We start from the raw sequence: 13,033 nt of genomic DNA on the forward strand, positions 1-13,033 counted from the left end.
CCTGGCGCCGGCCTTGATGCCTCTCTGCAGTTTTCAGTCGCACCCCAGAAGGACCCTCCATGCCGATCCGCGCACCCCGCCCCTCCCGCCCGAACGCCTTGCAGCGCTCCCGGGGAGCCTTTGCCCGCGCCCCTCTCGCGGTCGCCCTGATGCTGGCCGGCATGGCAGCGGGCGCCCAAGCGCAAAGCCTGGTGGATCTCTACCAGGCGGCACGGGGCTATGACGCCGCCTACCTGGCCGCCAAGGCCCAGGCCGATTCCGTCGAGTTCAAGGCCGCCCAGGCACGCGGCCAGCGACTGCCGCAGGTGGGTCTGAAGGGCACGGTCTACCGCCAGCATTTTGAATCGGGGCTGGACCTCACCCCTGCCCAGCGGGCTGCCCTGGCCGCCCAGGGGGGCTCGAGCTCCAGCAACTACTCGATCACCACCAAGAGCCTGGCCCTGCAAGCCCGCCAGTCGCTGTTCAATGCAGAACTGTCGGCCATCATCGACCAGGCCGATCAATCGCTGATCGCCGCCGAGGCGGATCTCAAAACGGCGGAAGACGACCTGCTGGTGCGCCTGACCCAGGCTTACTTCGACGTGCTGGCCGCCAAGGACGTGCTGTCCACCGCACAGGCCAACAAGGCCGCCCTGGCCGAGCAACTGGCCTCGGCCAAGCGCAACTTCGAAGTGGGCAACGCCACCATCACCGACACGCGCGAAGCCCAGGCCCGCCACGACCTGGCCACTGCCCAGGAGATCGCCGCCGAGAACGACGTGCAGATCAAGAGCATCACGCTGGATCAGCTGGTGGGCCGCAGCAATGTGCAGCCCCAGGGCTTGATGACGCCAGTGGTGCTGCCCCCGCTGCAACCCGCCACGTCCGAAGAATGGGTGAGCCTGACGCCCAACTCCAGCACCATCCGCAAGGCGCAGGTGGGCCTGGAATACGCCAAGCTGGAAACCACCCGGGCCAAGGCCGGCCACCTGCCCACCGCTGATCTGGTGGCGTCGGTCAGCAGGACGGACATCGACGGCAACGGCCCGGCCACCGTCAGGGCCGGCGACGGCACCAACTCGTCCATCGGCGTGGAAGTGAACGTGCCGGTGTTTGCCGGCTTTGCCACCCAGAACCGGATCCGTGAGACCCTTTCGCTCGAAGAAAAAAGCGAACGTGACCTGGACAACGCCAAGCGCAGCGTGACCCTGGCCACGCGCCAGGCCTTCTTTGGCGTGCAATCGGGCCAGGCGCAGGTCAAGGCCCTGGAAGCTGCCGAAAGCTCGGCCAAGCTGGCCCTGGAGGCCACGCAACTGGGCTACCGCGTGGGTGTGCGCGTGAACAAGGACGTGCTGGATGCGCAAACCGCCCTGGCCAGCACGCAGAAGGACCTGTACAAGGCCCGCTACGACGTGATCGTGGCCACGATGAAGCTGCGCCAGGCCAGCGGCTCGCTCAAGCCCGAGGACCTGGAAAGCCTCAACCGCCTGCTGATCGCTCGCTGATCGGCACCGGCCACACGGCCCCGCCGCCCACGGCATAGACCTGCCGGCCGGGCGCCGGGGTCACCTGCCAGGTGCCTGTGAAGGCACCGAAGGCAGGCAGCACGGCCAGGCCCTCACCGGGCTCGGGTCCCGCGTCCACACAGAAGCACGGCAGGCGCAATCGGTCGCGGGCGGGGCCGTTGAGCGCCACGGCTGGGTGCAGGTGCCCGGCCAGCACGAAGCAGCCAGGGACACGCTGCTGATGGTGGCAGGCTGCGAAAGGCCCCATGCCATGGGGCTCGTCCACCACCGTGATGCCCATTTCGGGCGGAGGATCCCCGGCGCGCAGGTCATGATTGCCGCGCACCAGCGTCATCGCCACCTCGGCATGGGCATCGCGCCAGGTGCGCAGGCGCTGCAGCAAGGCGGGCGTGACGCCCTGCGGCGCATGCAGCAGATCACCCAGGAACACCAGATCACGCACCGGGTGCGCGGTCAGCAGTGCATCAAGCCGGGCCAGGTTGTCGTCGGTGGTGCCGGCGGGCACGGGCTGGCCCAGCGCCCGGTAGGCGGCGGCCTTGCCCAGGTGCACATCGGCCACAAACAGGGCCTGGCCGCCGGGCCACCACAGGGCCCGATCGGCCAGCAGGTGCACGGGCTCGCCTGCCCAGGTGAGCGACGCAGCGCTCATGCGCGGCCTCCAGGAACCGTGCGTTGAGCACGCGTCCGCGGCCTTCGGCCTGCACGCGGCGCCCGGGTGGCATTCGAACCCGCCCCACCCGCGTCCTGCGCGAAAGTCACCCGCTGTTGCCAGGCTTCGTCATCGCCATCGGCGGGGCCTGTACCAGCGCCCGCAGCGCGCTCCAGTTGCCCCACCATGCGTGCGATGCGGTCGGCCAGCGATTCGTTGGACAGTTGCTCGCGAAAGCGTTCGACCATCAAGGGAAACGCAAACGGTGTCGGGCGCTTCAGAGCGCGCCACACCAGGCGCTGTGCCCGCATGCGCTGCAGGCTGGTTGCCAGGCGCTCGATGTCCAGCTCCTGGCTGAGCAGTTCTTCTTCAGCCTGGCGCAGCAGCAGGTTGGCCGGGTCGTGCTGGCGGAACACCTCGTAGAACAGGGACGACGAGGCCTGCAGCTGTTTGTTGCTGCGCTTCTCACCTGGATGGGATTGGAAGATCAGGCCCGATACCCGCGCGATCTCGCGAAAGCGCCTGCGCGCCAGTTCACTGGCATTGAGGCTGGCCATCACTTCGCGCAGCAGCAGGCTTCGCTCTTGCGCGGGATCGATGCCGTCGGCCCCGGGCTCACCGCCCAGCCAGCCAGGCAGCCCTTGCGCCCAATCGACCTCCGTGGCGCTGAGCAGCTCCAGTCCGTAATCGGTGACTGCGATCGAGAAGGTACCGGCCCGGTGGCTGGCGGCGCGCCAGGCCAGGAGGCTGGCCAGGCCCAGGTGCACATGGCGGCCGGCAAAGGGGTACAGAAACAGGTGCCAGCCTTCGCGCGATTTCAGGGTTTCGGCCAGCAGGGTGTCGGGCGTAGGCAGGGCCGACCACTGGTGCTGCAGATCCAGCAGGGGCTTGGCCCGCAGCATCTCGGGGCCTTCGTACCGGTCGGCATCGGCCAGGGCAAGCTGCTGCACCATGGCATCGGCCAGCGTGGTGGACAAGGGCATGCGGCCGCCGTTCCAGCGGGGCACCGCGGCGCGCGGGCCCGTGGCGCGGCGCACGTAGGCGGTCATCTGGTGCACGCGCACCAACTCCAGCAGGCGGCCAGCGAACAGGAAGCTGTCGCCGGGCCTCATGCGCGCGATGAAGCTTTCTTCCACGGTGCCCAGCCGGGCCCCGCCTGCCCCTCCACCGCCGCTCCAGAACTGCACCACCATGCTGGCATCGCTCACGATGGTGCCGATGTTGGCGCGGTGGCGCCGGGCCAGACGCGCATCGGGCACGCGCCACAGGCCATGCTCATCGGGCACGACGCGGTGGTAGTCGGGATAAGCCGCCAGCGAGGCGCCACCCTGCTTCACGAAATCCAGGCACCACTGCCATTGCTCTGGTGACAGATCGGCAAATGCCGCGGTGCTGCGCACCTCGCCGTACAAGGCCTGGGGCTCGAAGCCACCGCCCAGGGCCACCGTCACCAGGTGCTGCACCAGCACATCCAAAGGGCGATGTGGCGTGTGGCGTGCCTCGATCTGTCCCTGCTGCACGGCCGCACGCACGGCCGCCGCCTCCACCAGTTCCATGCTGTGCGTGGGCACGAGGGTGACGCGCGAAGGCCTGCCCGGTGCGTGGCCCGAACGGCCGGCACGCTGCAGCAGCCGGGCCACGCCCTTGGGTGAGCCGATCTGCAGCACACGCTCCACAGGCAGGAAATCCACGCCCAGGTCCAGGCTGGACGTGCAGACCACCGCCTTGAGCTGGCCGGCCTTGAGGCCCTGCTCCACCCAGTCGCGCACGCTGTGGTCCAGCGAGCCGTGGTGCAACGCGATCAACCCGGCCCAATCGGGGCGCGCCTCCAGCAAGGCCTGGTACCAGACCTCGGATTGCGATCGCGTATTGGTGAACACCAGCGAACTGGCACTGGTGTCCAGCTCAGCCACCACCTGCGGCAGCATGCGCAGGCCCAGGTGGCCGGCCCACGGAAAGCGCTCGGCCTGGGCGGGCAGCAAGGTGTCAATCGTCAGTTGCTTGGGCTGCTGGCCCTGCACCAGCAGGCCGGGCGCCGAGCCCAGCAAGGTGTGCATGGCCTCATCCAGGTTACCCAGCGTGGCCGACATGCCCCACACGCACAGGCCCGGGCTCCAGCCACGCAATCGCGCCAGCGCCAACTGCACCTGCACGCCGCGCTTGTTGCCCATCAGTTCATGCCACTCGTCCACCACCACCATCCTGACCTTGCCCAGTGTTTCCCGGGCATCGGCGCGGGCCAGCAGCAGCGACAGGCTTTCTGGCGTGGTCACCAGGGCCGTGGGTAGGCGCCGCGACTGCGCCTGGCGCTCGCTGGACGAGGTGTCCCCCGTGCGGGCGCCCAGCGTCCAGTGGCGCAGGCCGCCATCGGCCAGCAGCACCTCGAGCGGCTGGCGCAGGGCGCGCTCGGTGTCCGCCGCCAGCGCGCGCATCGGTGTGATCCACAGAACGGTCAAAGGCTCGGCCACCGGCGCACTGGCCTTGCGGCCGGGTGTCGGGGCCTTGGGCGCCGGGCGTGTCTTCATCAAGGCCTGCAAGGCGCCCAGCCACACGGCATAGGTCTTGCCCGCGCCCGTGGTGGCGTGCAGCAGGCCCGAGCGCCCATCGGCCACGGCGCGCCACACCTCGCGCTGGAACTTGAACGGCTGCCAGCCACGTTGCTCGAACCAGCCCTTCAGGCGCGAGGCTACCAAGCGCGAACCACTCATGGCGTGGCAGGCAGCAGGGCCTGAAGGCTGTCCAGCGAATCGGCCTCGTCCACGGGCTTGTCTTCGCGCCAGCGCAGCATGCGCGGAAAGCGCACCGCGATGCCGCTCTTGTGCCGGCTGCTGCGCGAGATGCCTTCGAAGCCCAGCTCGAACACCAGCGTGGGCTTGACGCTGCGCACGGGGCCGAAGCTCTCCACCGTGGTCTTGCGGATGATGGCGTCCACGCGGGCCATCTCGGCGTCTGTCAACCCTGAATACGCCTTGGCAAAGGGCACCAGCTTGCGGTCAGGCGCGCCCGGCTCGGCATCCCACACGGCAAAGGTGTAGTCGCTGTAGAGACTGGCTCGGCGGCCATGGCCGCGCTGCGCATAGATCAGCACGGCGTCGATGGACAGTGGATCGATCTTCCACTTCCACCACACGCCCGACTCCTTGGTGCGGCCCACGCCATAGCGCGAATCACGGGCCTTGAGCATCATGCCTTCCACGCCCAGGCTGCGCGCGGCTTCGCGCTGGCGGGCCAGGTCGGCCCAATCCTGGCCGTGCAGGCGTGGGCTGTCGAGCAACTGCGGGTGGTTGGCCTGGGCCAGCAGTTCATCCAGCAGGGCCCGGCGCGCGGCCAGGGGCTGGGTGCGCAGGTCCTGGCCCTGCCATTCCAGCAGGTCGTAGGCCAGCACCACCACGGGCAGGTCCTTGAGCAGCCTGGCCGAGAGCGTCTTGCGGCCGATGCGCTTCTGCAGTTCGGCAAAGGGCTGCACGCGGCCGTCGCGCCACACCACGATCTCGCCGTCCACCACGGTGCCATCGGGCAGGGCCTGGGCCATGGCCATCAGCTCGGGGAAACGGTCGCTCACCAGCTCTTCGCCGCGCGACCACAGCCAGGCCTGGCCAGCACGGCGCACCACCTGGGCGCGGATGCCATCCCACTTCCATTCCACCTGCCATTGGTCCACGGGGCCCAGGGATGCATCCATGGCAAGCACCGGCTCGTTGTACGGATGGGCCAGGAAGAAGGGATAAGGCTGGCCACTGGTGGCACGCCGCTGCTCGCTGTCGGATTCGGGTGCCACCAGGGCCTCGAAATCGGCCACGCCCGGGCGCGCCCCGATGTGGGTGTAGCCCATCAGGCGCTGGGCCACGCGCTTGGCATCCAGGCCCGCATGCACGGCCAGGGCCTGCGTGACCTGCAGGCGCGACACGCCCACGCGGAACGCCCCGGTGATCAGCTTGAAGTACACCAGCCGGTCCTGCGCCTCCAGCATGCGCCACTGCGACTGCAGCGCCTCGGCTTGAGCCTGTGGTGGCTGGCCACGCATCGGCAGCAGGTGCTCTTCGATCCACGTGGCCAGGCCCAGGTCGGCCGGCGCATCGGGCGGGGGCAGCAGCAGCGAGATGGTCTCGGCCAGATCGCCCACCGATTCATAGCATTCGATGAACAGCCACTCGGGCAACCCCGCGGCCTGCTGGGCCAGTTCGCGCAGCAGCTTGACGGGCACGATCTGGCGCGGCTTGCCGCCCGCCAGGAAGTACACGGCCCAGGCCGCATCGCGCGCCGAAGCCTGGCCCAGGTAAGCCTGCAGCGCCGCCTGCTTGCCCAGGCTGGAGGTGGTCGCGTCCAGGGCGCGGTACAGGGCGGCGAAGGCCCTCATGCTGTGGGCCCTTCATCAACAGCCAGATCGCTGGCGGCCACCGGCGCGGCGGGTGCCACATCGCCCACATCCTCGTCACCGTACTCGGTGTGGAAACTCTGTGCATCCAGCCCCTGCTCGCACAGCCAGCGCACCATCACGGGCACGTTGCCATGCGTCACGATCACGCGCTGGGCGCCGGTGGCCCCCACCGCCTCCTGCAGCCCCGGCCAGTCGGCGTGGTCGGACATCACGAAACCCCGGTCCACACCGCGCCGCCGCCGCGTGCCTCGCACCTGCATCCAGCCGCTGGCAAAAGCATCGGCATAGGCCCCGAAACGCCGCATCCAAGGCGTGCCCTGGGCGGAGGGTGGCGCCAGCACCAGGGCGCGGCTCAGATCCTGCGCGGTCAAGGCGGGCCCCGGCGCGCCCTCGCCCACACGCCGCGTGGGCGGCAGGGCCACGCCCGCGGCCCGGTAGGCTTCGTTCAAGGGCTCCACGGCGCCATGCACCACGATCGGCCCGATCGCCGGGTCCACCCCATGCAGCACGCGCTGCGCCTTGCCGAAGGCATAGCAGAACAGCACCGAGCAGCGCCCCTGCGCCGCATTGGCCGCCCACCAGGCATCGATCTCGGCCACCAGCTCGGCCTGCGTGGGCCAGCGGTAGATGGGCAGCCCGAAGGTGGATTCGGTGATGAAGGTGTCGCAGCGCACCGGCTCGAACGGCGGGCAGGTGCCGTCGTCCTGCAGCTTGTAGTCGCCCGAGGCCACCCACACCTGCCCACCGTGCTCCAGACGCACCTGGGCCGACCCCAGCACATGCCCTGCGGGGTGCAGCGACACGCGCACGCCCTGGTGAACGATGGCCTCGCCGTAATCCAGCAATTGAAGATTGACCTCGCCCAGGCGAGCGCGCAGCACGCCGCCGCTGTCACGGTGGGCCAGGTAGTGGCCATGGCCCACCCGGGCATGGTCGGAATGGCCGTGCGTGATCACGGCCCGGTCCACGGGCCGCCAGGGGTCGATGTAGAAGTCGCCGGCCGGGCAGTACAGGCCTTCAGGCCGCGCAACGACGAGATCCAGGGCAGGCATATGCGGACCATGCTAGCGCGGGGCCCTGCAACGCGCCCTCGCCCGCGCGCAAGGGCCCGCGCGGCGCCAGGGCTCCATAGCAGCGCCCTGCAAGGCCCCGGGATCACCCGAACCTCATTAAACGGACATTCAATGGTTACCCGGCCCTCGAAACGCGGGGGATGAGCGCTCGCGCCTGTGGTGTGTCGGAACTTCCCGCCTTATCGAAAGCTGAACACTTCTTTACATTGAATGGCGTCCGTTCCCCAAAACAAGGTCCGAGGAGACCCGCCATGATTTCCAACATCCCCCGTCGTGCCACGGGCTGGGCTGCTGCGTTGCGCCTGGTGTCTGGTACCGTCGTCGCCACCCTGCTCGCGCTGAGCGCCACCGTGCCGGCCGCCCACGCCGCCTCGCCCAACTTCATCGCGTTCGAAAGCGGTCACGTGCGGCCCATCGCGGCATCGCCCGATGGCACGCGCCTGTTCGCCGTCAACACACCGAACAACACGCTGGACATCTTCAACATCACGCCCACCGGCCTGCAACTGTTCGCCCGCGTGCCCGTGGGCCTGGAGCCGGTGGCCGTGGCCGCGCGCACCGACACCGAGATCTGGGTGGTCAACCACCTGTCCGACAGCGTGAGCGTGGTCAGCCTGGATGGCGCGCCCCGCGTGGTGCGCACCCTGCTGGTGGGCGATGAGCCGCGCGACATCGTCTTCGCCGGATCCCCCACACGCGCCTTCGTCACCACCGCGCACCGCGGCCAGCACCTCACCGATCCATCGATCACGGGCGTGCCTGGCGCCGGCGACCCGGGCCTCACCACCGAAGGCATCGGCCGAGCCGACGTGTGGGTGTTCAACCCCGCCTCGCTGGGCAGCGCCCTGGGCGGTGTGCCGCTGCGCATCATGAGCTTCTTCGCCGACACGCCGCGAGCGCTGGCCGTCAGCCCCGACCGCAACACCGTCTATGTGGCCGCGTTCAAATCGGGCAACCAGACCTCGTCCATCAACGAAGAGCTGGTGTGCGATGGCTTCAAAGTCAACGTGCCCTGCATCATTAAGAGCAAAATCATGCCCGGCGGCCGCCTGGGCCCCGAGACCAATGCCGAAGGCAAGCCCGCGCCCAAGACCGGCCTGCTGGTCAAGTACAACCGCGACAAGAAGCGCTGGGAAGATGAGCTGGGCCGCAACTGGAACAACGGCGTCGACTTCACCCTGCCAGACAAGGACGTGTTCGCGGTAGATGCCAACAAGCTCACCGAGAAGGTGGCCTTCCCGCACGTAGGGACGGTGCTCTTCAACATGGCCGTGAACCCTGTCTCCGGCGCTGTGTATGTGTCCAATACGGAAGCCAACAACATGGTGCGCTTCGAAGGACCGGGCCACTACACCGGCAAGACCCTGCAAGGCAAGCTGGCCTTGTCCCGCGTGACGGTGATCGCCAATGGTCAGGTATCGCCGCGCCACCTCAACAAGCACATCGACTACAGCAAGCTGGCCGGGCAGGCCGGCTTCGACTACAGCGCAAAGGACCACAGCCTGGCCACACCGCTGGACATGACGGTGAGCCGCGACGGCCGCACACTCTATGTGGCCGCCTTCGGCTCCAGCCGCATCGGCGTGTTCGCTACCTCCGAGATCGAGGCCGACACCTTCAACCCGCGATCGGCCAGCAGCCACTACATCACCGTCAGCGGCGGCGGCCCCAGCGGCCTGGTGCTCGATGAAGCCCGCAACCGCCTGTACGTGATGACCCGCTTCGACAACGCGATCAAGGTGATCAACCTGAGCAGCCGCACCGAAGTGGCCAAGGCCATGCTCAACAACCCCGAGCCCTCCCACATCGTCAACGGCCGGCCCTTCCTGTATGACGCCGTGCGCTCGTCGGCCAATGGCGAGGCATCGTGCGCCTCGTGCCACACCTTCGGCGATGCGGACGACCTGGCCTGGGACCTGGGCGATCCGGACGGCGTGGTCACCAAGAGCCCCATCCCTGGCAAGTTCGTCGACAAGATCCAGTTCAACGTGGCCAAGGTGATCTTTGGCGTGCAGAACAAGATCAACGGCAGCGACGACCCAAAGGATTTCCACCCCATGAAGGGCCCGATGGTGACGCAGACCCTGCGGGGCATGGTCAACTCCGGCGCCATGCACTGGCGCGGTGACCGAGCCACCGGTGTGTTCGGCACCTCGGCCAAGGACGCCACCCTGTCGTTCAAGAACTTCGCCGTGGCGTTCTCTGGCCTGTTGGGGAACACGCGCGACATGACCGAAGCGGAGATGCAGACCTTTGCCGACTTCCAGCTCGCGGTGATGATGCCGCCCAACCCGATCCGCAACCTGGACAACTCGCTGACCACGGCACAGAAGCGCGGCTCGGATTTCTACTTCGGTGACCGCCCTTCCGATGGCTTCAAGATCATCATCAATGGCGAATCGATCACGCCGAACCAGAACTGCAACGGCTGCCACACGGTCGATCCGGCCAAGGGCATGTACGGCACCGGTGGCGACCAGAGTTTCGAGGGCATCTCGCAGATCGTGAAGGTCCCGCAACTGCGCAACATGTACACCAAGATCGGCCGCTTCGGCTCGCCCGCCATCCCTTTCTCCAGCGCCATCGGAACAGGGCACCTGGGCGATCAAGTGCGTGGCTACGGCTTCGTGCACGACGGCACCTCCGACACCCTGGCGCACTTCTTCACGGTGCGCGTGTTCACGCCCACCCTGAACTCGGGCTTCCCACTGATCAACCCCAACGGCATGCGCCGCGATGTGTCCGACTTCATGCACGCCATGGACAGTGATCTGGCACCCATCGTGGGCCAGCAGGTCACTCTGTCACCGGCCAACGCGGCAGCGGCCGCAGCGCGCGTGAACCTGCTTATCCAGCGCGCCCGCACGCCCTTTGTGTCGAAGGAGTTGGGCGGTGCAGTGACGGAATGCGATCTGGTGGCGCAGGTGGTCGAAGGTGGCGTGCGCCGCGGCTACGTTTACGAGGTGGCCAGCAGCAGCTTCGTGGCCGGTGACGGCAGCCGCCGAACCGATGCGGCGCTGCGCGCCCTGGGCAGCACGGCCGGCCAGGAGGTGACCTACACCTGCACGCCGCCCGGCTCGGGCAAACGCATCGCGTACAACAGCTGACCAGCGCATGGGCCGAAAGGCTCATGGCAGTGTCACCTGCCTGTTTTATGGGCAAACAAGCGGCTTTCCCTGGGGGAAGGCCGCTTGTGCTTGGCTTGCACACAAACTTGTCCACAGGATTCGTGGACAACTCCCGGGGGGCCATGAGCGACACCCTGGCGTGAGCGGTCAATCCGCGGGCAGCAACTGCATGAGTTTTTCGGCGATGGCGGCGGGTTTGCTCTGCGCCGCGTTGACCGGTGCGCAACTGCCCAGCACACGGCTTTGCGGGTTGGGCGATGGCTTGTAGAAGAACAAGGTGCTGCAATCGCACCTCAGGCGGCCACGGAAAATGCGGCTTTGCCGGTCAGACAACTCGGCCACCCAGCAGTCATCGGCGCAGCCGCACGATTGGTAGGTCAGCGCCTGCTGCTTGACGGGCCAGTCAAGCTCGTACGGTTCATGGGATGCGAAGACGCCCCCTGCGGCGCAGGCCAGCACCGCGCCTGCAAGCTCAGTCTTCATCGGGCTCCCAGTCACCCGCCTCCTGGAAATCACCGCCCTCTTCCGTCTTTTCAAAAGCGGCGCCGATGGGGGCCGCGAGGAAGGGGATGATCGAGGGATCGCAGTTGGCGATGAGGTTGATGTCGTACGCACCCTGGTTGTTGGCGTTCTCCATGTAGGCATCGCTCTCTAGGCCCGACAGGAAGCGCCAGCCGCTGTCTGCTTGGCCGATCGGATCCTCACGGTACATGAAACGCACAGGCAGGCCATCCAGGGTGATCTTGGCCGTGGCGATGCAGGTGCCCAGGTCTGTCGCGAGCGGCTTGATCTGGTCAGCGGGGATGTGGATTTTCTTGTTCATGGGGCGACAGTATCTGAAGGGGAGGAATGCTCGGGTCTGGACAAGGAGGCCGTTCTTGACCTCATTGTGGCAGTGGACCCAGGCGACGAGAGGGGCATAACGAACTTGATGAGCACCACGCGCTTCTGTTCGCGCTGACGGCGAGCCAGAAGATCCTTCAATCACGCACTTTGATGGCTACCTCGATCTCCCCACTTGTCCTGATCACGCTGAGTGTGAGCGTCAGTCAGGATGGTTTCATACCGCGACTTGAAGACCGCGCCATTCTTCGACTGGTGACCACGTCTACCAGGCCAGCTCTTGCGCCATGCATCCAGCTTGGTACCGGCCACCGCGCAGGAAAGCGCTATCAATGGCAGCAGCAACAACGGAGTTGGCGTCCACGAAATGCCTGAGCGTTCGCATTACTCGTTCGCATACATGACGCTCTCATTGCGCTGCACCATCTCCGATAGCTTGATCGCGCGCTGAAGCTCGGCACTTTGCTGCAGAAGATGCTTCTGCTCTTCCTTCAGCCGCTGCTTCGTGCTCGATGAAGGATCAGGCTGCTTGAGTCGCTGATGATTGAATTCAATCTTGCGTTGCACCTCCGCGCGCCGCATTTTCAGCTCTTCCATCGACGCGCCGGGGTCACGGACAGCAAAGACTGATGAACAACTCAAGGCGACAACCACAGCGATCAGGCGAATGACTTTCAATTGTGGCCCCCGTCTGAGTCTTTGAGCATAATGGCCTGACATTTTGATCTAGGTGGCGCCGTCAGACTTGTGCTTAAAAGCAGGGGCTGCCGACATGTCCACCTCGGCCCGAATTGCAAGTATTGCCACGATAGACAACGCAATGGACGCAGAGTTCATGACCACCGGGTTGAACGCCCCGATGAGATAGATTGGACTGTAGATGGCGACAAAGCCCAACAGCGCTGCGGTCGCAACGGCAGAGACAAACTGGGGCCAAACACGATGCCGAACAAGCAGTAGGCAAATGCCCAAGAGCAACTCGCCAACGCCAGCTGCATACGAGACAGGAACCTGAAGGGCAGAAGCGATGCCGAAGGAACCGGACATTGCCAACTCATCTGGATGCGGACCAAGAAGCTTTGGAACAAGGCCTTGGTATAGCCAGATTCCGGCAACGGCGAGGTTGCAGAGCAGACGAATGCGCCCGAGCGCAATTTGTGAAGGCGGGATGGAGTGCATATTTGCGCGGCCATATCTGAGAGCGGTGAGCGCTGAGAATGAAGGAACGGGCCAGCTTACGCTGGAACGCCCAGTAGGGCTCGTGGATTCAAGCCGATAAAACTGCTAGGCATTGGCATGCACCTTTGCCATGAGGGCTTTATGCCCTTCTGGCCCTGACGCGTCCCATTGTTCGAATAGTCCAAAGGCGAACAACCTTTCATTCACAGTAAGTGCCCGGACTCTATCAAGTGATTCCACCTTGAAGGTTTGCCAAGCAGGTTAACCGGCGCCGGAGC

At 66.4% G+C, this 13,033-nt stretch carries 10 protein-coding genes; 2 read left to right on the top strand and 8 right to left on the bottom strand.

The features are described from left to right. Positions 1 to 59: 59 nt before the first annotated feature. The gene (locus tag EIP75_RS03875) at positions 60 to 1,484 is read left to right on the top strand and encodes a TolC family outer membrane protein (protein ID WP_125241910.1); all 1,425 of its coding nucleotides are present in this window, start codon (positions 60 to 62) and stop codon (positions 1,482 to 1,484) included. On the opposite strand, the gene pdeM is transcribed toward EIP75_RS03875, so the two are convergent. From pdeM to EIP75_RS03895, 4 genes are read right to left on the bottom strand one after another with little or no spacing between them, the layout of a single operon-like run. Beyond that, complete coding sequence (gene pdeM / locus EIP75_RS03880) at positions 1,459 to 2,154, bottom strand: ligase-associated DNA damage response endonuclease PdeM (protein WP_125241911.1); 696 nt, start codon at positions 2,152 to 2,154, stop codon at positions 1,459 to 1,461. The two genes, EIP75_RS03875 and pdeM, sit on opposite strands and share 26 nt — an antisense overlap. Beyond that, positions 2,151 to 4,862 carry a ligase-associated DNA damage response DEXH box helicase gene (locus EIP75_RS03885; RefSeq protein WP_125241912.1) on the bottom strand — a complete coding sequence of 904 codons (2,712 nt, stop codon included), beginning with the start codon at positions 4,860 to 4,862 and terminating at the stop codon, positions 2,151 to 2,153. The genes pdeM and EIP75_RS03885 overlap by 4 nt, the downstream gene beginning before the upstream one ends. Further along, the gene (locus EIP75_RS03890; RefSeq protein WP_125241913.1) at positions 4,859 to 6,511 is read right to left on the bottom strand and encodes an ATP-dependent DNA ligase; all 1,653 of its coding nucleotides are present in this window, start codon (positions 6,509 to 6,511) and stop codon (positions 4,859 to 4,861) included. Before EIP75_RS03890 ends, EIP75_RS03885 begins: the two co-directional genes overlap by 4 nt. After that, positions 6,508 to 7,584, bottom strand: coding sequence for a ligase-associated DNA damage response exonuclease (locus EIP75_RS03895; protein WP_125241914.1), 1,077 nt, complete (start codon positions 7,582 to 7,584; stop codon positions 6,508 to 6,510). The genes EIP75_RS03890 and EIP75_RS03895 overlap by 4 nt, the downstream gene beginning before the upstream one ends. Before the next feature lie 272 nt (positions 7,585 to 7,856). Between EIP75_RS03895 and EIP75_RS03900 the strand changes: the two genes are divergently transcribed. Continuing rightward, on the top strand, positions 7,857 to 10,712 hold the full coding sequence (locus tag EIP75_RS03900) for a YncE family protein (protein ID WP_199758481.1): 2,856 nt from the start codon (positions 7,857 to 7,859) through the stop codon (positions 10,710 to 10,712). A 168-nt stretch (positions 10,713 to 10,880) separates the two neighbouring features. Here the strand turns inward: EIP75_RS03900 and EIP75_RS03905 are convergent, their stop codons facing one another. The 4 genes from EIP75_RS03905 to EIP75_RS03920 form a co-directional block, all read right to left on the bottom strand. Then, positions 10,881 to 11,216 carry a hypothetical protein gene (locus EIP75_RS03905; protein WP_125241915.1) on the bottom strand — a complete coding sequence of 112 codons (336 nt, stop codon included), beginning with the start codon at positions 11,214 to 11,216 and terminating at the stop codon, positions 10,881 to 10,883. Continuing rightward, a complete protein-coding gene (locus EIP75_RS03910) occupies positions 11,206 to 11,556 on the bottom strand; it encodes a DUF2185 domain-containing protein (RefSeq protein ID WP_125241916.1) in 351 nt (116 codons plus the stop codon). Before EIP75_RS03910 ends, EIP75_RS03905 begins: the two co-directional genes overlap by 11 nt. Before the next feature lie 404 nt (positions 11,557 to 11,960). Continuing rightward, positions 11,961 to 12,254 (bottom strand): hypothetical protein, encoded by a 294-nt coding sequence (locus EIP75_RS03915; RefSeq protein WP_125241917.1) that lies wholly within the window; start codon positions 12,252 to 12,254, stop codon positions 11,961 to 11,963. A gap of 48 nt (positions 12,255 to 12,302) precedes the next feature. Continuing rightward, positions 12,303 to 12,755, bottom strand: coding sequence for a DoxX-like family protein (locus tag EIP75_RS03920; RefSeq protein WP_125241918.1), 453 nt, complete (start codon positions 12,753 to 12,755; stop codon positions 12,303 to 12,305). Positions 12,756 to 13,033: the final 278 nt, after the last annotated feature.

The sequence above is a fragment of the Aquabacterium soli genome (assembly GCF_003933735.1).
Classification (GTDB): domain Bacteria; phylum Pseudomonadota; class Gammaproteobacteria; order Burkholderiales; family Burkholderiaceae_C; genus Aquabacterium; species Aquabacterium soli.

Coding starts and splice junctions, on each gene's coding strand:
- EIP75_RS03910 (WP_125241916.1), bottom strand. CDS start 11,556: ATGAACAAGAAAATCCACATCCCCGCTGACCAGATCAAGCCGCTCGCG.
- EIP75_RS03895 (WP_125241914.1), bottom strand. CDS start 7,584: ATGCCTGCCCTGGATCTCGTCGTTGCGCGGCCTGAAGGCCTGTACTGC.
- EIP75_RS03920 (WP_125241918.1), bottom strand. CDS start 12,755: ATGCACTCCATCCCGCCTTCACAAATTGCGCTCGGGCGCATTCGTCTG.
- EIP75_RS03875 (WP_125241910.1), top strand. CDS start 60: ATGCCGATCCGCGCACCCCGCCCCTCCCGCCCGAACGCCTTGCAGCGC.
- EIP75_RS03900 (WP_199758481.1), top strand. CDS start 7,857: ATGATTTCCAACATCCCCCGTCGTGCCACGGGCTGGGCTGCTGCGTTG.
- EIP75_RS03905 (WP_125241915.1), bottom strand. CDS start 11,216: ATGAAGACTGAGCTTGCAGGCGCGGTGCTGGCCTGCGCCGCAGGGGGC.
- pdeM (WP_125241911.1), bottom strand. CDS start 2,154: ATGAGCGCTGCGTCGCTCACCTGGGCAGGCGAGCCCGTGCACCTGCTG.
- EIP75_RS03890 (WP_125241913.1), bottom strand. CDS start 6,511: ATGAGGGCCTTCGCCGCCCTGTACCGCGCCCTGGACGCGACCACCTCC.
- EIP75_RS03885 (WP_125241912.1), bottom strand. CDS start 4,862: ATGAGTGGTTCGCGCTTGGTAGCCTCGCGCCTGAAGGGCTGGTTCGAG.